Source organism: Acetivibrio clariflavus DSM 19732 (assembly GCF_000237085.1).
GTDB classification, from domain to species: Bacteria; Bacillota; Clostridia; order Acetivibrionales; family Acetivibrionaceae; genus Acetivibrio; species Acetivibrio clariflavus.
In genome coordinates this window covers 748,946-767,820 of the sequence record NC_016627.1, presented here as the reverse complement: position 1 = coordinate 767,820, position 18,875 = coordinate 748,946, and the positions used below count along the sequence as shown (strand labels likewise).

The 18,875-nt window shown below is 36.1% G+C and carries 15 protein-coding genes and 1 other annotated feature; all 15 genes read right to left on the bottom strand.

Annotated features, from left to right (window positions below; genetic code table 11):
- Positions 1 to 10: 10 nt before the first annotated feature.
- Positions 11 to 3,763: a DNA-directed RNA polymerase subunit beta gene (gene rpoB, locus CLOCL_RS03190; RefSeq protein ID WP_014253993.1), complete on the bottom strand. Its 3,753-nt coding sequence runs from the start codon at positions 3,761 to 3,763 to the stop codon at positions 11 to 13.
- Between the two features lie 998 nt (positions 3,764 to 4,761).
- The gene (gene rplL, locus CLOCL_RS03185; protein ID WP_014253992.1) at positions 4,762 to 5,148 is read right to left on the bottom strand and encodes a 50S ribosomal protein L7/L12; all 387 of its coding nucleotides are present in this window, start codon (positions 5,146 to 5,148) and stop codon (positions 4,762 to 4,764) included.
- A gap of 74 nt (positions 5,149 to 5,222) precedes the next feature.
- The gene (rplJ, locus tag CLOCL_RS03180; protein WP_014253991.1) at positions 5,223 to 5,756 is read right to left on the bottom strand and encodes a 50S ribosomal protein L10; all 534 of its coding nucleotides are present in this window, start codon (positions 5,754 to 5,756) and stop codon (positions 5,223 to 5,225) included.
- Positions 5,757 to 5,797: 41 nt separating this feature from the next.
- Positions 5,798 to 5,944 (bottom strand) — a sequence feature (ribosomal protein L10 leader region).
- 98 nt (positions 5,945 to 6,042) lie between these two features.
- Positions 6,043 to 6,738, bottom strand: a complete 696-nt coding sequence (gene rplA, locus CLOCL_RS03175; RefSeq protein WP_014253990.1) for a 50S ribosomal protein L1 — start codon at positions 6,736 to 6,738, stop codon at positions 6,043 to 6,045.
- 181 nt (positions 6,739 to 6,919) lie between these two features.
- Complete coding sequence (gene rplK / locus CLOCL_RS03170) at positions 6,920 to 7,345, bottom strand: 50S ribosomal protein L11 (RefSeq protein ID WP_014253989.1); 426 nt, start codon at positions 7,343 to 7,345, stop codon at positions 6,920 to 6,922.
- A 271-nt stretch (positions 7,346 to 7,616) separates the two neighbouring features.
- Positions 7,617 to 8,150 (bottom strand): transcription termination/antitermination protein NusG, encoded by a 534-nt coding sequence (nusG, locus tag CLOCL_RS03165; protein WP_014253988.1) that lies wholly within the window; start codon positions 8,148 to 8,150, stop codon positions 7,617 to 7,619.
- A gap of 53 nt (positions 8,151 to 8,203) precedes the next feature.
- Complete coding sequence (secE, locus tag CLOCL_RS03160; protein WP_014253987.1) at positions 8,204 to 8,428, bottom strand: preprotein translocase subunit SecE; 225 nt, start codon at positions 8,426 to 8,428, stop codon at positions 8,204 to 8,206.
- Between the two features lie 146 nt (positions 8,429 to 8,574).
- The gene (gene rpmG / locus CLOCL_RS03155; protein WP_014253986.1) at positions 8,575 to 8,724 is read right to left on the bottom strand and encodes a 50S ribosomal protein L33; all 150 of its coding nucleotides are present in this window, start codon (positions 8,722 to 8,724) and stop codon (positions 8,575 to 8,577) included.
- A 240-nt stretch (positions 8,725 to 8,964) separates the two neighbouring features.
- Positions 8,965 to 10,632: a biosynthetic-type acetolactate synthase large subunit gene (gene ilvB, locus CLOCL_RS03150; RefSeq protein WP_014253985.1), complete on the bottom strand. Its 1,668-nt coding sequence runs from the start codon at positions 10,630 to 10,632 to the stop codon at positions 8,965 to 8,967.
- Between the two features lie 13 nt (positions 10,633 to 10,645).
- On the bottom strand, positions 10,646 to 12,310 hold the full coding sequence (gene ilvD, locus CLOCL_RS03145; protein ID WP_014253984.1) for a dihydroxy-acid dehydratase: 1,665 nt from the start codon (positions 12,308 to 12,310) through the stop codon (positions 10,646 to 10,648).
- 243 nt (positions 12,311 to 12,553) lie between these two features.
- Entirely contained in the window at positions 12,554 to 13,267 is a 714-nt protein-coding gene (locus tag CLOCL_RS03140) for a CvpA family protein (RefSeq protein WP_014253983.1), read from the bottom strand.
- A gap of 105 nt (positions 13,268 to 13,372) precedes the next feature.
- Positions 13,373 to 14,566 (bottom strand): DUF5711 family protein, encoded by a 1,194-nt coding sequence (locus CLOCL_RS03135; RefSeq protein WP_014253982.1) that lies wholly within the window; start codon positions 14,564 to 14,566, stop codon positions 13,373 to 13,375.
- A gap of 104 nt (positions 14,567 to 14,670) precedes the next feature.
- Entirely contained in the window at positions 14,671 to 15,804 is a 1,134-nt protein-coding gene (locus CLOCL_RS03130; protein WP_014253981.1) for a YkvI family membrane protein, read from the bottom strand.
- Positions 15,805 to 16,032: 228 nt separating this feature from the next.
- Complete coding sequence (locus CLOCL_RS03125; RefSeq protein ID WP_014253980.1) at positions 16,033 to 17,427, bottom strand: DUF4340 domain-containing protein; 1,395 nt, start codon at positions 17,425 to 17,427, stop codon at positions 16,033 to 16,035.
- Positions 17,424 to 18,872 carry a GldG family protein gene (locus tag CLOCL_RS03120; protein ID WP_014253979.1) on the bottom strand — a complete coding sequence of 483 codons (1,449 nt, stop codon included), beginning with the start codon at positions 18,870 to 18,872 and terminating at the stop codon, positions 17,424 to 17,426. Before CLOCL_RS03120 ends, CLOCL_RS03125 begins: the two co-directional genes overlap by 4 nt.
- Between the last annotated feature and the right edge of the window lie 3 nt (positions 18,873 to 18,875).

Genomic DNA, 18,875 nt, shown 5'->3' with positions numbered 1-18,875 from the left:
TCTCCCTTCTTTAAAATTCATCATCGTCATCGAAATCATCACTCAAGTCGTCATCAAGGAAGAGATCTTCGTCTAGAGTACTCTCATCGAGATTTTCCTCATGAGTTATATCAGCCAGTTCTGATAATTCAAAGTCATCGGAATCCAAATCATCTTCTAAGATGTCATCTCCCACATCATCAAATTCAGTCATTGGGATTCCATCTTCACGACCTTCAATATTTACATTTAACTCTTCAAGTTCATCTTCAACCGATTCTTTAATAGCAATTTCTTCCTGCTCTTCAGAATAAACTTTAACATCCAGACATAGACTCTGCAATTCTTTGATTAACACCTTGAATGACTCCGGTATTCCAGGCTCAGGAACATTTTCACCCTTAACTATAGCTTCATAGGTTTTTACCCTACCTACAACATCATCGGACTTAACTGTGAGTATTTCCTGAAGTGTATAGGCAGCTCCATATGCCTCAAGAGCCCAAACTTCCATCTCTCCAAATCTCTGTCCGCCAAACTGTGCTTTACCGCCCAGAGGCTGCTGAGTAACAAGGGAGTATGGTCCGGTTGAACGAGCATGTATCTTGTCATCAACAAGGTGAGCAAGCTTCAAAATATACATATATCCTACAGTAACCCTGTTCTCAAAAGGCAGCCCTGTTCTTCCGTCATACAATATAGTTTTACCGTCTTCATCAATTCCTGCTTTTCGTAATGTTTCAATTATATCTTGCTCTGTAGCTCCGTCAAAAACCGGAGTAGCAACCTTCCATCCTAGGGCTTTGGCTGCATATCCAAGATGAACTTCCAAAACCTGACCTATATTCATACGGGAAGGAACTCCAAGCGGATTAAGTACTATTTCAAGCGGTGTACCATCCGGAAGGAAAGGCATATCCTCTTCAGGAAGTATTCTTGAAATAACACCCTTGTTACCATGTCTTCCCGCCATCTTATCTCCGACGGATATTTTTCTTTTTTGCGCTATATATACCCTAACAAGTTGATTTACTCCCGGTGAGAGTTCATCCCCATTTTCTCTTGTAAACACTTTAACATCAACAACTATTCCCGATTCACCGTGAGGTACACGCAGGGAAGTATCTCTAACTTCTCTTGCTTTTTCACCGAAAATTGCCCTTAAAAGTCTTTCTTCAGCAGTCAGCTCGGTCTCTCCCTTTGGAGTTACTTTTCCTACAAGGATATCTCCGGATCTTACTTCAGCACCAATTCTTATAATTCCTCTCTCATCCAGATCTTTAAGAGAATCTTCGCTGACATTCGGAATTTCTCTAGTTATTTCTTCCGGTCCAAGTTTTGTATCCCTGGCTTCTGCTTCATACTCCTCTATGTGAATAGAAGTAAAGGTGTCATCTTTTACAAGCTTTTCACTTATAAGTATAGCGTCTTCGTAGTTATAACCTTCCCAGGTCATAAAGCCAACCAGAACATTCTTACCTAATGCAATTTCACCATTATCCGTTGATGGTCCATCGGCAATAACTTCACCTTTTTCCACCTTATCGCCTTTTTTAACAATAGGTCTCTGATTGATACAAGTACCCTGGTTGGATCTTAAATATTTCAATAATTTATATACATCTCTTTTTCCATCATTAGTTCTAACAATAATTTCATTGGCAGTTACCTTCTCCACTGTACCAGAGTTCTTCGCCAATATACAAACTCCTGAATCTCTGGCTGCTTTATACTCTATTCCGGTTCCTACTATAGGCGATTCTGTTTTTATAAGCGGAACAGCCTGACGCTGCATGTTCGCACCCATAAGTGCACGGTTAGCATCGTCATTTTCAAGGAACGGAATCATAGATGTAGCAACAGATACTATCATCTTTGGCGATACATCCATAAAATCAACTTTAGAAGGTTCAACTTCAATAAATTCCTCTTTAGCTCTACATACAACCTTTTTTGCAATGAACCTGCCCTCTTCATCAAGGGGTTCGTTTGCCTGAGCTATAATATATTCATCCTCTTCATCGGCTGTCAGATACACAATCTCATCGGTTACCTTTTGAGTCTTCTTGTCAACTTTTCTATAAGGTGCCTCAATAAAACCGTACTCATTAACTCTGGCAAAAGTACTCAATGACCCTATAAGACCAATGTTCGGCCCTTCAGGAGTTTCAATAGGACACATACGTCCATAGTGAGAGTGGTGAACGTCACGCACTTCAAAGCCGGCTCTTTCCCTGCTCAAACCTCCCGGACCCAATGCACTCAATCTTCTCTTATGAGTCAGCTCTGCAAGAGGATTTGTCTGATCCATAAACTGTGACAGCTGGCTGCTTCCAAAAAACTCTTTTATAGCTGCAACAACCGGTCTGATATTTATAAGAGCTTGAGGAGTAACTATATCAATGTCCTGAATAGTCATTCTCTCTCTAACTACTCTTTCCATTCTGGCAAGACCAATTCTAAACTGGTTTTGCAACAATTCTCCCACTGAACGCAATCTTCTGTTACCCAAATGGTCAATATCGTCAGTTTGTCCCACGCCATAACTTAAAGTAATTATATAATTAATTGAAGCAATAATATCATCTTTAGTAATATATTTTGGAATCAACTCGTCAACATTTGCCTTAAGAATTCTCTTTAACTCTTCAGTGCTTTTACCCTTGTTTTCTTCCAAAATGTTTTTCAGAACACTGAATTTCACCTTTTCATTAATGCCTATATCTTTAGGATCAAAGTCAACATAGTTCTTAAGGTCAACCATATCGTTGCCTATAACTTTAACCCTTTTTCCGTCAACATTTAAATAAACAATATTTATACCGGCATTCTGAATTCTCTCGGCATCTTCTCTGCTTATTTTCTCGCCTTCAGCTATAATTACTTCTCCTGTTTCCGGATCAACTATATTCTCAGCAGCAATAAAACCATTTATTCTAGAAGCAATAGAAAGTTTTTTATTAAATTTAAATCTTCCGAATTTAGCCAAATCATATCTCTTAGGATCGAAGAACAGACCATTTAAAAGAGAACTTGCACTTTCAACAGTAGGTGGTTCACCTGGTCTCAACCTTTTATATATTTCCAATAAACCTTCGTCTTCTGTCTTTGCACTATCCTTCTGAATTGTTGCAATAATTCTTTCATCTTCCCCAAGAAGTTCCGTTATTTCAAGGTCAGTACCATATCCCAATGCTCTAATTAAAACTGTTATAGGAAGTTTTCTTGTTCTGTCAATTCGAACATATATAACATCATTTGAGTCTGTTTCATACTCAAGCCATGCGCCTCTGTTGGGAATAACAGTATTGGAAAACAATTGTTTTCCTGTTTTATCATATTTCATTGAATAATATATTCCAGGTGATCTTACCAACTGGCTAACTATAACTCTTTCAGCACCATTGATGATAAAGGTTCCGTTTTCTGTCATAAGCGGGAAATCCCCCATAAATATTTCCTGCTCTTTAACTTCACCGGTTTCCTTATTTATAAGACGCACTTTTCCCTTTAATGGTGCAGAATAAGTTGCATCCCTTTCTTTACACTCTTCAACAGTGTATTTGGGTTTGTCATCAATGGAATAATCAACAAATTCTAAAATCAAATTCCCGGTATAGTCAGTGATAGGCGACACATCTCTGAATACTTCTCTTAAACCTTCTTCAAGAAATTGATTGTACGAATTCTTTTGGATTTCAATAAGATTAGGCATATCAATGACTTCATTAATTCTGGAATAACTCATTCTTACATTTTTTCCCAATCGCACGGGATGTACCATTAAAAATCACCTCATAATCTTATACTTTTGCCGCGGTGCTTTTAAGCACAAAAAAACACTGTGATACATAATTCCCTTTACCATCTCCAGGATATAGGTTTTGAAAGCATAAAAACTTATCGTTTCCAAGCTTTCGCTTCATAAAAGGAAATATGCATCTTTATTCAATACAACCAAAACTAAATAAATAAAACCGTCCTTTTGCTAAATCTATAAATTAACACAAAGCTTTTTACAGCTTTGTAGTATTTATAATTTAGGATATCGTTATAGCCAGTTCTGGACAAATTTTGCAATCCTTATTCAAAAACTGATATATTTTTATAAATGGCACTATTAGTTTTTATGACATATACTCAATTAAATGTAAATTTTATTACCATCTCATCGTGTATTTATCATTAAACTATTTACCTTTATCCGTCATTTTTCAAAAAAACATGTATATATTTGTCCATTGAATATAAATTTCAATGGAAAATATATACCTTTTCTTTCAATATAATAGTTTTTATCTCTTCGCATCATATGTATTATTGCTGTTCAATTGCATTTATAAGGCCAGTATATTTTTTCATTATCTACATATAATAAACCATATATTAAATGGTTTAAACATTAAATTATTATTAACAAATATTGTCTCACTTATTCAGATATGCTATAATTTATATAGTTAATAGATTTTAAAAATATTATAGCATATTATGGCACTTTATTTTGAAATTATAATGCAGTTTATAATTCTAACACATAATCATCAACTTGTCAATATAAACATTATGTTTATTTTCTAACTTTCTTATTTTTCATTTTATTACATTTTCAAAATAACATAAGCTTCTCACTTAAGTATTTGATTATATATTGCCAGTTTTTTAGCGAATTCCAAAAAATTCATATAGTAAAAAGCTCCTCAACGAGGAGCTTTTTTATTATCTTTTAGTAAGCATCTAGCGCCAATTGCTTATTAGCAACCGTAAATCACTTTATCAAAATTACTTAAGTTCAATTGTTGCGCCAACTTCTTTGAATTTAGCAACTATAGCATCTGCATCAGCTTTAGATACATTTTCTTTTATTGTCTTTGGAGCACCGTCAACAAGATCTTTTGCTTCTTTCAATCCAAGACCTGTTACTTCTCTAACAACTTTTATAACCTTAATCTTGTCTGCTCCAGCATCTTTCAATACTACTTCAAATTCACTCTTTTCTTCAGCCGGAGCTGCTCCACCGCCAGCTGCCGGAGCTGCTGCTGCAACTGCTACAGGAGCTGCTGCAGATACACCAAATTCTTCTTCCAAAGCCTTTACTAATTCTGATAATTCCAATACTGTTAATGCTTTTACCTCTTCAATTAATTTTGTAACTTTTTCACTAGCCATTTTTATATACCTCCATTAATTAATATATTTTCATTTTTATTTCTTAAATTTTAGAAAGATATTTTATCTATCTCTTAGGCATTTGCCTTTTTTTCAGCAATAGCATTCAATGCTATTACCAAACCTCTTATGTTTCCATTTAAGACATTTACGAAGCCAGCAATAGGTGATTTCATGCTGCCAAGAGCTTTTGCAACCAATTCTTCCTTTGGCGGCAATGCAGCCAATGCTTTAATCGATTTTTCATCGAAAATCTTACCTTCAACAACACCTACTTTAATTTGAAGGTTTTCATACTTTTTAGAGAATTCAGTTAAAATCTTAGCAGGTGCAACAACATCACCTGTCGTAATTGCCATGGATGTAGGTCCGTTAAAGTGTGGTTCCAGCTCATTTAACCCATTCTCATTTGCTGCAAGTTTAGTTAAAGTGTTTTTTACAACACTGTACTCAACTCCAGCTTTTCTCATAGCAGTTCTCAGCTCTGTGTCCTGCTCAACAGTGAGTCCTCTATAATCAGCAAAAATAATTGCAGTAGCATTCTTAATCTTTTCAGACAACTCACTTACTACTTTTTTCTTCTTTTCAAGGGTCTTCTCACTTGGCACTTTTAAGTCCACCTCCTCAAAACTTGATAATTTGCATAAACAAAGTCAATATAAAACCCCTCATATGCACATAGACATAGAGGGGTGTTATTCACCTTAAAAACTTACCTCGGTAGGCTGATATATCATCAATTACTACTTGTATATAACAAGTAACCTACTGTCTATGGCAATCCAATATTAAATTCACAAAGTTTATATTATAACATTATTTCGATTTTGTAAAGACTTTTTTAACTTCTAAATAATCCTGGCACTGGTAACAAAAGCAATAATTTCACCAATTTTATTCAGTAACTTTTTGAGGATTAACTTTTATACCAGGTCCCATTGTGGATGCCACAACAACGCTCTTCAAGTACTGTCCCTTTGCTGCTGCCGGTTTTGCTTTTATAACGGCTGTCATCAGAGTCTTGAAGTTTTCAACAAGCTTTTCTGTTCCAAAAGACACTTTTCCGATAGGACAGTGAATAATATTTGTCTTATCCAATCTGTACTCTATCTTACCGGCTTTGATATCGGCTATAGCTTTTGCCACATCCATTGTTACAGTACCGGCTTTTGGGTTTGGCATAAGACCTTTCGGTCCAAGTACTTTACCAAGTCTACCAACTACACCCATCATGTCAGGAGTAGCTACAACAACATCAAATTCAAACCAGTTATCATTTTGAATTTTTGTTACCAATTCTTCTGCACCAACATAATCTGCTCCGGCCTGTTCAGCTTCCTTTGCCTTTTCACCCTTAGCAAAAACCAATACACGAACTTTCTTACCTGTTCCGTGTGGAAGTACAACAGCACCTCTAACTTGTTGGTCAGCGTGTCTTGAGTCAACACCAAGTCTAATGTGTGCCTCAACTGTCTCATCAAACTTTGCCTTAGCAGTTTTTAGAACTAAATCCATTGCTTCTGAAGGATCATATAACTTTAATTTATCGACAAGTTTAGCACTGTCTTGATACTTTTTACCTCTTTTCACTATCATCATCTCCTTTGTGGTAATATTTTCGGAAACTCTAAGCTTCCTCCCACCTACCTAAATATATTGAACCAACTTTTATTTTACTTTTATTTTAAAGTCAATTTAGAGTTCAATATAAATAGTATGTGTTCTCCCGATAATACAAAGTAAATTAAAGCGCTTTCAAGTTCTTATGTGTTTAACCTTCAACAACTATTCCCATGCTTCTTGCTGTTCCAGCAATCATGCTCATAGCTGCTTCAATTGATGCAGCATTTAAGTCTGGCATCTTCATTTCTGCGATTTTTCTGATTTCTTCTTTTGAAATCTTTGCAACTTTCTCTCTGTTCGGTTTACCGGAACCGCTTTCTATTTTGCATGCCCTCTTCAATAAAACTGAAGCAGGCGGTGTTTTTGTAATGAATGAAAAAGACCTGTCAGCATATACAGTAATTACAACAGGAATAATCAATCCTGCATCCTTTGCAGTCCTTTCATTAAACTCTTTACAAAATCCCATTATGTTTACGCCATGCTGTCCTAAAGCTGGTCCAACCGGTGGAGCCGGAGTTGCTTTCCCCGCAGGAATTTGAAGTTTAATATAGCCAGCAATTTTTTTAGCCATTAAATCCACCTCCCAAATTTTACTTATACATATCAACTCTTAAAATTAAGAGTGATTTACACCATTTGATTGATATAAATATGGCAGCACTGGCTGCACTTTTTAATATGGAATTCCGCCGCGAAAGCCACGGATAATGCCTTCATCAAAAGCAGTTCACAATTTTTCGACATAAAAATTTCTATATATCAGTCCCTATGTGAAAAGCATACCTTTTGAAAGGTACAAAAATATATAGCAAATAGAATTACTATTGATGTAATTTCTATTATTATATCTTCTGAATCTGGAATAGTTCCAATTCAACGGGTGTTTCTCTCCCAAACATTGATACGGAAACCCGGACTTTTCTCTTTTCCAGATTAATTTCCTCAACTACTCCTATAAAGTTCTCCAATGGACCGGTAGCAACTCTTACATTATCACCGACTTCATAGTCAAGAACAGGCATAAACTCTTCTACACCCATCATCCTGACTTCTTCGTCGGATAAAGGCACCGGCTTTGATCCAGGTCCAACAAATCCAGTCACACCTCTGGTATTTCTGACTACATACCACGATTCGTCAGTCATAATCATTTTAACAAGAACATATCCCGGAAAAACTTTTTTAAGTGTAGCTTTTTTCCTACCGTCTTTTATCTCAATCTGTTCTTCCATAGGAACAACTATATCCAATATATAGTCTTGCATGCCCCTGTTTTCAACGATTTTTTCAAGGTTAGCCTTTACTTTGTTTTCATACCCGGAATAAGTATGAACAACATACCATTTTGCACCTTCCGGTGTATCATCTATTTGCATATAGCCACAAGTCCTCCTTTAAAAAGATTGCATACCGACATAGCAACTGGTCATCATATCTTAAACAGTAAATGCCTTAAGTATGCAAAACCTGCATCGGCTAACCAAATAATAATACCAACTATTAAACATGCAATCAAAACTGTTATGGTATTTTTTACAACTTGTACACGAGTAGGCCATACAACTTTCTTAAGTTCACTGACAACATCTTTAAAATATTTACTTATCCTGTTGCTGGTAGCAGCAACTATGGAAACTTTCACCTTTTCAGCCATATAAAACATCTCCATTTTTATAATTTTACTTATGACAATACAGGCAAGTTGTAAAGCTTTATATAGAATTATTCCACAATCTTACTTTTGCTATAACATTAGCAGATAAAAATATTCCCACTTTATAGCCGTATGTTTAAAAGCAATTATTTTGTTTCTTTATGTGCAGTATGTTTACGGCAAAATCTGCAGTATTTTCTCATTTCGAGTCTGTCAGGGTCATTTTTCTTGTTCTTCATTGTATCGTAATTTCTTTGCTTGCACTCACTACATGCCAATGTAATTTTTACTCTCATCTCTCACACCTCCACAAACTAAACGTATATATCAAAAAATACTTTTTGACATAAAAAAAAGACTTACACAGAGAAACAACCATTAATTTAACACATTTATCTAAAAAAGTCAAGATACTTAATGAATGTTTCTCCATAAAAACGAAGAAAATTATTTAATTTAACATATAAATCTATAAATTTATCTCTTTTGATTAGCTGCAGCTGTCAAAAAATAGTATTCCAAATATCCCATATATTTTATTCTTCAATCAAATCACTTATGGCAGCCCCTGGAGGAACAATAGGGAATACTTTGTCGTCCTTGTCTATTTCAAAATTAATTACAACAGGAGTATCCTTCGAAGCCAATGCTTTTTTCCATGCCTCATCAACTTCCTCCGGTTTTCTCACATCTATGCCAATTGCTCCATAAGCCTCAGCCAAAGCAACAAAGTTGGTACCTCTGTCAATATTTGTGGAGGAATATCTGCCATCATAAAAGAGATTTTGCCACTGTCTTACCATTCCTAAAACATGATTATTGAATATGGCAATAATTATCGGAAGTTTATATTCAACTGCTGTAGCCAATTCATTGCAATTCATTCTGAAACTGCCGTCACCGGCAATATTTATAACCTTTTTGTCGGGACGACCCAGCTTGGCTCCTATGGAAGCACCAAGGCCATATCCCATAGTACCCAAACCTCCGGATGACAAAAATTGTCTGGGTGATTTAAACTTATAAAACTGTGCAGCCCAAATTTGATGCTGTCCAACTTCGGTTGTAATAATGGCATCGCCTTTGGTAAGTTCATATAGTCTTTCCACGATATAATTTGGTCTTAATACATCATCCTTAGGATATTTCAATGGGTATAATCTCTTCCACTCGTCAATTTTATTCTTCCAATCGGATTGTTCCTTTTTTTCAACTTTTGCAATTAAGCGTTTCAATATTTTTTTGATATTTCCCACAAGAGGATAATCCACAGCAACATTCTTTCCAACTTCAGCAGGGTCTATGTCAATATGCATAATTTTTGCATTAGGTGCAAACCTATTCACATCACTTATAACCCTGTCACTGAATCTTGCTCCGATGGCTATGAAAAGATCCGATTCTGATACAGCCATATTAGTGGTTTTAGTACCATGCATTCCCACCATGCCGGTAAACAATTCATGGGTACCCGGGAATGATCCAATTCCCATTAATGTAGTGGTTACTGGTATCAGTGCTTTATTTGCCAGTTCAAAAACCTCTTCGTTGGCACCGGCTATGGATACCCCACCACCTGAAAGAATTATAGGTCTTTTAGCTTTATTTATCGCATCCGCTGCCGCATCGATTTCATCTTCTGTAACTCCCAAACTTGCTTCTTCCGGCTTTTTAGGAACTTTTGGAACGTATTCGGTTACCGCAGCAGTCACATCTTTACAAATATCTATCAATACAGGCCCAGGTCTTCCTTCTTTAGCTATAATAAAAGCCTCCCGCACAATGTCTGCAAGTCTTTCTACATCTTTTACAATATAATTGTGCTTGGTTATAGGCATTGTTATACCGGTTATATCAACTTCCTGAAAAGAATCCTTTCCGAGAAGCGTTGTAGGTACTTGCCCTGTAATAGCAACCATGGGTACCGAGTCCATATAAGCCGTAGCTATTCCTGTAACAAGGTTTGTAGCGCCAGGACCGGAAGTAGCAATACACACTCCAACTTTTCCAGTGGCTCTGGCATAACCGTCAGCTGCATGAGCCGCTCCTTGTTCATGTGAAGTCAAAATATGCCTGATATCATCTTTGGCCTTAAACAAAGCGTCATATATATTTAAAACAGCACCTCCGGGGAATCCGAAAATAGTATCCACACCCTGTTCTTTAAGGCACTCAATCAATATTTGCGCACCGGTAAGTTTCATCTATTCTCACCCCTTAATTTCCTTTTAAAACTGCTCCTGTACTTGCCGAAGTAACAAGCTTTGCATACCTTCCAAGATATCCCTTTGTTATTTTCGGTTCTGGAGTTTTCCACTCTTTTCTTCTTCTTTCAAGCTCTTCATCGGAAACCTCCAATTCCAGTTTGCCGTTAGGAATGTCAATGCTTATAATATCTCCTTCTTTAACTAAAGCTATGTTTCCTCCTTCCATGGCTTCAGGAGAGACATGTCCAATGGAAGCACCTCTTGTTGCCCCGGAGAAACGTCCGTCGGTAATTAAAGCAACATCTTTATCCAAGCCCATACCGGCTATAGCTGAAGTAGGAGAAAGCATTTCTCTCATACCCGGACCGCCTTTCGGTCCTTCATATCTTATTACAACAACATCGCCCTTTTGTATTTTTCCATTATAAATGGCTGTAATAGCTTCCTCTTCCGAATTGAATACCCTTGCCGGACCTTTGTGAACAAGCATCTCCTCTGCCACGGCAGAGCGCTTGACAACTGCCCCGTCAGGTGCCAAATTCCCTCTCAATACTGCAATTCCGCCAGTAGAGCTGTAAGGATTGTCCACACTTCTTATAACATTGTAGTCAAGAACCTTTGCCTTGCTTATATTTTCTCCGACAGTTTTACCAGTAACCGTCAGCAAGTCAAGGTTTATCAATTTCTTCTTGGATAATTCATTCATAACAGCCTGCACTCCGCCTGCTGCATATAAATCCTGAACATGGTGGTGTCCAGCCGGTGCAAGCTTGCATAAGTTTGGAACCCTGGCACTTATTTCATTAACTATGTCAAGATTTATTTCAATACCTGCTTCATGGGCAATAGCCGGCAGGTGGAGAATTGAATTGGTTGAACATCCCAGTGCCATATCTACAGTCAGAGCATTCTCAAATGCCTTGTGTGTAAGAATATCTGAAGGCTTTATATCTTTTTCAACAAGTTCCATAATCTTCATACCGGCCATTTTGGCAAGTCTTACCCTTTCGGCATATACAGCCGGAATAGTACCGTTTCCCGGAAGACCTAGTCCTAAAACTTCTGTCAGGCAATTCATTGAATTGGCAGTAAACATTCCGGAACATGAACCGCATCCGGGGCATGAATGTTCTTCATAATCATAAACTTCTTCTTCAGTCATTTTTCCTGCCTTATACGCTCCTACTGCTTCAAAAGTACTGTTCAAATCCAGTTGTATTCCGTTTCTCTTTACTGAAAGCATAGGTCCACCGCTTATGACAATCGAAGGAACATTTATCCTGGCTGCTGCCATAAGCATTCCCGGAACTATCTTGTCACAATTAGGTATGAATACCATTCCGTCAAAACAGTGAGCCAAAGCCATTGCCTCACATGAGTCAGCTATGAGTTCTCTTGTCGCCAGCGAATACTTCATACCTGTATGCCCCATAGCAATACCATCGCATACTCCTATGGCACCAAACTCAACAGGAGTACCTCCAGCCATTCTAATACCTGCCTTAACAGCTTCAGCTATTGTATCTAAATGTATGTGTCCAGGAATTATCTCACTTTTTGAATTCACCACACCTATTAACGGTCTTCTTATTTCCTCATCGGTATAGCCCATTGCCTTAAAAAGTGCTCTGTGAGGGGTTTTTTCAATCCCTTTTTTTACCACATCACTTCTCATAATCTATCTCCTCGCTTTCAATAAAGTTAATATATAAATTTCAAATATGCTTTATCCTGTATAATAATTGCAATGACTATAATAATAGCCGGGGATAAACCCGGCTATTGTTTTTTATTTATTTTACTACTAATTAAGTTAAAATGTCTAGTGTTTTAGAAAAAAAGCATAATACATTAATTATTTGCAAGTATAAATCAAATTTCGTTAAACATGTCCCTTTTTTCTACATGAAAATACCCTTTATATTATTTTTCCCTTTGGAAACATCCAGTCTACAATTATATTGTTTTGATAGAAAAATTTCGCAATAACAGAAGTCTCAACAGAATCAAAAAAACCCTTAAACGCCGGCGATGAAATAAACAGCATCATAAACGCAAATATTATGTACACTGTTAAAAGGCCTTCCACTGCACCAAAAGCAAAGCCACCCAGTTTATCCATCTGCTTAAATACAGGAAGTTTAGCAATTCCCTGCAGAACAAATCTTAAGAATATTAAGGCTATCCTTACAACTATGTACAGAATTAACAAGCTCAATATATCAACAACAATATGAGCCAATACATCGCTTATCTTATCCATTATGGCTGACAAATCCAAGAGGTTTGCTACATTTTCCTTTGCCAGCTGTCCTTTTATTGCTTCTTTAAGAAATCCTGGCAGTTCTAATCCATCCACTACTGACCCTGCTGCTCTCTGGGCACCCTGATTAACAATATCTGCCTGGACATCCTTTTGAAGCAGTAAGTTCTTCAATATCCCCGATTTTATTTTGGTAAATACAACAGTTTTATCAATAATATTTGACAGAAAAGGATAAAACTTAACCGAAACTATTGATGCTACAAAAAACGAGACTAACTTAAAAATTGAATAGATAAAGCCGTTTTTTATTCCTACGAAACCAAAAAACGCAATAATTGCAATAACTAACAAATCACTCCAGTTCATGATAACCTCCCTAATTTGTATGTCTAAAAAAACAATCGGATTATTGGATGAATACCTTAATTGATAAATTTTTTAAGCATAAAGTAATTAATTATTTCATTTCCCCTATTTCATTTTTAATACTAAGAATTTGTCTTTACAAACAACCAAAACCTCACGTCTGTTTATAAAAAAAACCTCTTTCATATCGTCTTTCGAACTGTATTCTGCCAACAAATTACCGTCCAAATCAATTATACGAAGCTTGTTTCCCGAGTTAACAGCTATAATATCTTCCCATGAAGTAATATTTCTGACTTCTCCTTTAAGATTGTACTCCGAGATCTTTTCTCCGTTGTCATTATAAATCCATATACCTGAAGAACCGCTTTCAAAAATACCGGTAGTCTCTTCCGGATTTGCTGCAATTACGGCATATTTTCCTTCAACAATGCAGGAACTGAATATTTTTCCCTTTACATTCTGCTGAAACTTTTCCGTGAAGTCCTTGTCCAAAATCATGAACATAGAATCTCCAACAACCAATAAGCTGTCGTTATCCATAAACCATAAAGAAGGAAAAACCGTATCCTCTTTTTCAATTCTGTTATCTGAAATATTGCCGCTCAAATCGCTAAATTCCAATATCGTATCGGTGCTAATACCTGAAGTGTCTACACTGTTTATAAAAACGCTCTTGGCAGATGAAGATACCTTCGATGACAATATAAAGTTTTCTGCCTTTCCTATCGTAAAACATTTCATGCCCTGACGATTAAATACTGACACTGCTCCCCTGCTTCTCTCTTCTTCATGTACAACAGCTACATATCCCTTTGTATTTATATCAGCATTAATTATGTTATTGTCCAGTTCCTTTTCCCATCTCATTTCCTTTCCGCTGAATGTTAAAATGCTTTTAGAGCCATAATCTGCTATCAAGAGGTATGAACCTGCTGTTTTCAGCACAGGATTTTTCAGGGATAACGGATAAGTCCATTGCTCATTGCCGTTTGAGTCAATATATATCAGGCTGTCCTTCGAACACTTGACAATATAGCCCTTATGCGTACCGAAAACAGTGTTCAGGTTTGCATCATAATCAAATTCGGATGAAACAAATTCATATCTGGTATTGCGGTGCATAAATCTCTTTTCAATCAAATCCTTTATACTTACACTTTTCAAATCCACATCCAGACTTTTTAAATATGCAGCCGCAGCAGTGGCTGAAATTATAAGCAGCAATAAAAGAAACACAATTATTTTTACTACGTTACCGGGCCCTTCTTGTCTTGTGCCATTTTCTGTTATCCCCACTCTTAGTTCACTCCAGATTTAATCATTTGTATTCAAAAGTATTTTAACATATCGTAGCAGCAGCTGCAATCTACATAAATATTTCCGCCAGCAATAATCATATGCTATATTTTCTTAAGAGGCCTTGTTCTTCCCTTTTGCTTAGCACTCAGCCTGCAGTAATTCCTTTTTTTCTCTTCTACACTAACATAGGCAGGTACTTTAGTGAACAACTGAATTACAATAACAAACACCATAAACATACCCATATATCCGAAAACGGGATAAATAGTGGATATAAGGCCGGAAAAACCGACACTCGAAAGAGGTATGGATATAGCGCATATAACTAATATTACAATCTTTTTATTTATATTTATTTTGCTGCTAATCCTCTCCACAAATCCGAATCCGGAAGTCAAAGCTGAAACAAACATTGCAAGCAGCAAAATAACAGTATATACATTTCCCAAAACTACGCTGTAACTGTCAACCATACCCATAACAGGAAGGTCTTCTGTGGCTATATGCGGATAAAAAAGGTATATTGCAAAATTTATTATAATAGCCATAAAACAAAGCATTACACCGCCGAAAATTCCACCTAAAGCAGCTGTTTTTCTGTCCTTGAGATACGGTAAAAGACTGCACATAACGACAACCGATGTAATACTGTTATAACTTACATACAATAGAGATGAGAAAAACCAATTATCAGTAACTTTGGAAATAGCCCCTGAAAAATTGAATACAGCCATTTCTTTGCTTATTATTATATACAAACCAAATCCCAAAATGCCAAGAATCAATATTGGTGTTATAACACTGCTGATATTAACGATACCTTTAATCTCTGTAAAAAATACCAGTGCGCATAATAAAGCAACTATAAGAACCGCAAAATAATATGGTATACATAATTTATCGGAAATAATTCCTCCTGCACCGGCTATCATAATGCAAAAAACAGATATCATAAACATGGTAACCAGAATTTCCATCACCCAGCCTAAAAACCAGCCCACTGTCGGAAATAAAAACTCCTCATAGTTTCTAATTCGCTCACAATACACCTTATCCAATACAACATATCCGATTATTGAAAATAAAATTCCGGCAAGTATTATGCCATAAAATCCGCCTTCATAGTAGCTGCTGAAAAACTGCATAATTTCCTGCCCCGATGCAAATCCCGCACCTATTATGGTAGCCATATATATGCAAGCTACTTTAAATATATTTTTAAATTCACCAAGCAATGCAAATTACCTCCAATTTAAGTTACCACAGACAGTTAACACAGCCAGGTACCCTGAAATATATTTTATCTTTTATAATTCTATGTTTAAAATACTTTTGTCATTACTGTTCATTTTAACTTGATATAAAACTGTATAAGAAAACTAATCATTTTTATCAACAAAAATACCCAACAAAAAACCCGGAAGCAAATCCCTCGATTGCTCCCGGGTCAGTTAAAAATGGTTTTACTTAAGAATTTCCATCAATTTCTCATAGTTCTTTCTTACCCCGTCAGCTTCATCAAAAACGCTTTTCTTTACTACCTTACCTTTATACTCACCGTTTTCTAAAACATAATACCTTTTATCATCTTTTGGTATAAATTCAATTACCATCTTTCCGGGGTCTATTTCCAAGGTATATGTTATAGTAATCTCAGGAGTTCCTTCAGGTTTCTGATCTAAAAACTCCAAATCAGAAAAAATAATTCCCACCAAAGACCTGTAAAAATTCCTAAAGGCATTTTCTGCTTCTTTACCTTTACTCATAACATCAAGACCATCAATAGTAAATTTGTCTTCCTCCGGTTTAGCACTGTCACTTTCTATCTGGGATACTATGGTCTTTCCGTCTATATTTACAACTACTTCCGAAACATCATAAATATACGGTGTGTACACAAGAGTTTCATATACTTCTATAGGTTTGATATCAATAAAAGACAAAGATGACTTATTAATAGTAAATACTTCATTGCTGCCATCAAACCTTGCATAAAATACAGACTCTCCCTCGGTAGCTTTTCCTAAAAGCAATTTTACCTTTGTATCTGCTGTAGCAGCTTCAATAACATATTTGGGATTGTCTAAACCGTATTTCTCTAAATCGGTTGCATTGTCCTCAACATAAGTATTCGCAGAAGCTCTCACAAAGGTATCGAAAATAGTTGTAAGCTTTACCAAATCAGCATTACCCTGCATAGGTTCCTTTATCTGCCAACCAATTTCTTCATCCTTTTCAGCAGAAAATACCTTTTTACCATCCCTCTCAAGGGAAAATTTAATTACATCGGATGAGTAAACATCAAAGACATCTTTATCTCTAAGCTCGTCCTTTGTTGCAACAAGAAGATCTCCCTTGTAGGAATAAATGGCATAAACATTATTAGAATCGCTTATTCTGATGTAGTAAGCCTCTTTTGTAGGAGTCATGCTTCCAACTTCTATATATTTTTCAGTTCCATCATCCAATTTGAAAGTCACGCGGTACGGATTATCAAGCCCATATATATCTAAAGAAGTCGGATTTTCTTCAATTAACTTGTAAGCTTTCAAATCTACAGCGTTTAAAGCTACTATATTTACATTTTGATGGTGAAGCGGAAAATTTCCCCCTGAAACCAATTCCCATTCTACATCGTACTCTCCGTTACTGCTCTTTTTTCTGAAAACAAATGTACCTTCCTCACTCTCTATAGTATACTCCGTCAATTTCGTACTTTCAAAATTATATAGAGTGATTATACTATCATCATCAAAATCAGTCTCTTCATCTTTTAAAGTCAGTTTAAGTGCAAGAAGTACTCCTCCAAGGACAAGAAACATTACTACAAGAATAATTATATTCCTGTACAATTTCATAAGCGTTTCCTCCTTAGCCAAACAATTACACCGATTATTATAATCAGCAGCGGTACCACTAAAACAGTTACGAGAATAACTAACTTGGTATTTCTGCTGGATAAATTCATGATATCGTACATATTGGTTTTCGGTGCTATAACAAGGTCATTTGTAGTATCACGCATCCAAGCTATACTTGCCAGGAAAAATTTCATAGTGTTCTCGGATAAAGGTGCAAATTGACTAAAGCCATCATCTGTGAAAACATAAGCATTCCCATATACCAAAACTTTAGACTTATAGGCACTATTGTACTCTGCAGCTAAACCCATAAAATGCGGTCCCATACTGTCCTCTTCATCCATTCCATAACTTTCGCCAATAGCTTTCTCGCTTGAAGTCAATAAAGGAAATACCCTTAATGGCTCTTTATAATTGTTGAGTATGCTAAAACTTCTGGAATCGTTAAATAGCACGTAGAAATCACTGAGATCCTCTCCGCCTGTAATCTCAGATGTTTGAACTGTTGGTAAAAACGTATAGGGATCATCGGGATAATGCCTTGAAGGATCATTTTCCTGTATTCTGTCATAGTTAATACTGATATTATACTCATTAAGAACATTTTCAAAATTGTCGAACCTTTTATCGGAGAATACAGGCTCAAACAGGAATATGGCATTTCCATCACTCTTTAAATAGTCAAGCAATCTTTCTGCCTCTGCTTTTGACAAATCTCTCTTAGGAGCTGCAAAAATAAGCATTTCCGCATCATCGGGCACTTTACTCTCCACAGTAAGATTCAAAGTTTTTACAATATAATTACCATTCTCTAAAATTTGCTTCAGTCCGGAGTATTCAGATTCCAAACCTCTTTCATTATGCCCTTCTATGAAATAAACAACAGGAGTCTTCTCTGATGTAACATATTTTATTGCACCGGTTATACTCTGTTCAGCTGCAAAATATGGAGTATTGGAATAGTAATCCGAATAAAACAGTTCATTAGCAACTACCTTTTTTACCTTATTTCCCGATTTAACAACAATATTATCGGTTTTCAATCCCAGCATATCTTCCTTGTCCAACTCTTTAATAATTCGGGGATTTTTATCGGGATCAATGTATTTAACTGTTACTTTCGGATAAGCATCATAATTGTCCAAAAATTCAGTTATCATTTCTCCTGCGCCTTCAATTTCTTCAAGTTTCTTTCTGTCCGAAAGAAATATAATTTCAACATCCTGCTGTAATTCATTGAGAATTTTCTTTGTCTCATCTCCTATGGAATACATCTTGTTCGGTGTTAAATCCCATCTAACGTTTAGCTTGTCAATTTCAGCTATCATATTGATAATAACAGTTACAGCAATTAAAAATATGCTTAAAACCATAAATAAACTGCCGTATTTAAAATTTTTATTGCTAAATATACTCTTTATTTTGTCAACTATACTTTTCATTCC

Excerpts from the sequence above, each read along its gene's own strand:
- rpoB (WP_014253993.1), bottom strand. The coding sequence starts at position 3,763 with ATGGTACATCCCGTGCGATTGGGAAAAAATGTAAGAATGAGTTATTCC.
- rplL (WP_014253992.1), bottom strand. The coding sequence starts at position 5,148 with ATGGCTAGTGAAAAAGTTACAAAATTAATTGAAGAGGTAAAAGCATTA.
- rplK (WP_014253989.1), bottom strand. The coding sequence starts at position 7,345 with ATGGCTAAAAAAATTGCTGGCTATATTAAACTTCAAATTCCTGCGGGG.
- nusG (WP_014253988.1), bottom strand. The coding sequence starts at position 8,150 with ATGCAAATAGATGATACACCGGAAGGTGCAAAATGGTATGTTGTTCAT.
- secE (WP_014253987.1), bottom strand. The coding sequence starts at position 8,428 with ATGGCTGAAAAGGTGAAAGTTTCCATAGTTGCTGCTACCAGCAACAGG.
- rpmG (WP_014253986.1), bottom strand. The coding sequence starts at position 8,724 with ATGAGAGTAAAAATTACATTGGCATGTAGTGAGTGCAAGCAAAGAAAT.
- ilvB (WP_014253985.1), bottom strand. The coding sequence starts at position 10,632 with ATGAAACTTACCGGTGCGCAAATATTGATTGAGTGCCTTAAAGAACAG.
- ilvD (WP_014253984.1), bottom strand. The coding sequence starts at position 12,310 with ATGAGAAGTGATGTGGTAAAAAAAGGGATTGAAAAAACCCCTCACAGA.
- CLOCL_RS03140 (WP_014253983.1), bottom strand. The coding sequence starts at position 13,267 with ATGAACTGGAGTGATTTGTTAGTTATTGCAATTATTGCGTTTTTTGGT.
- CLOCL_RS03125 (WP_014253980.1), bottom strand. The coding sequence starts at position 17,427 with ATGAAATTGTACAGGAATATAATTATTCTTGTAGTAATGTTTCTTGTC.
- CLOCL_RS03120 (WP_014253979.1), bottom strand. The coding sequence starts at position 18,872 with ATGAAAAGTATAGTTGACAAAATAAAGAGTATATTTAGCAATAAAAAT.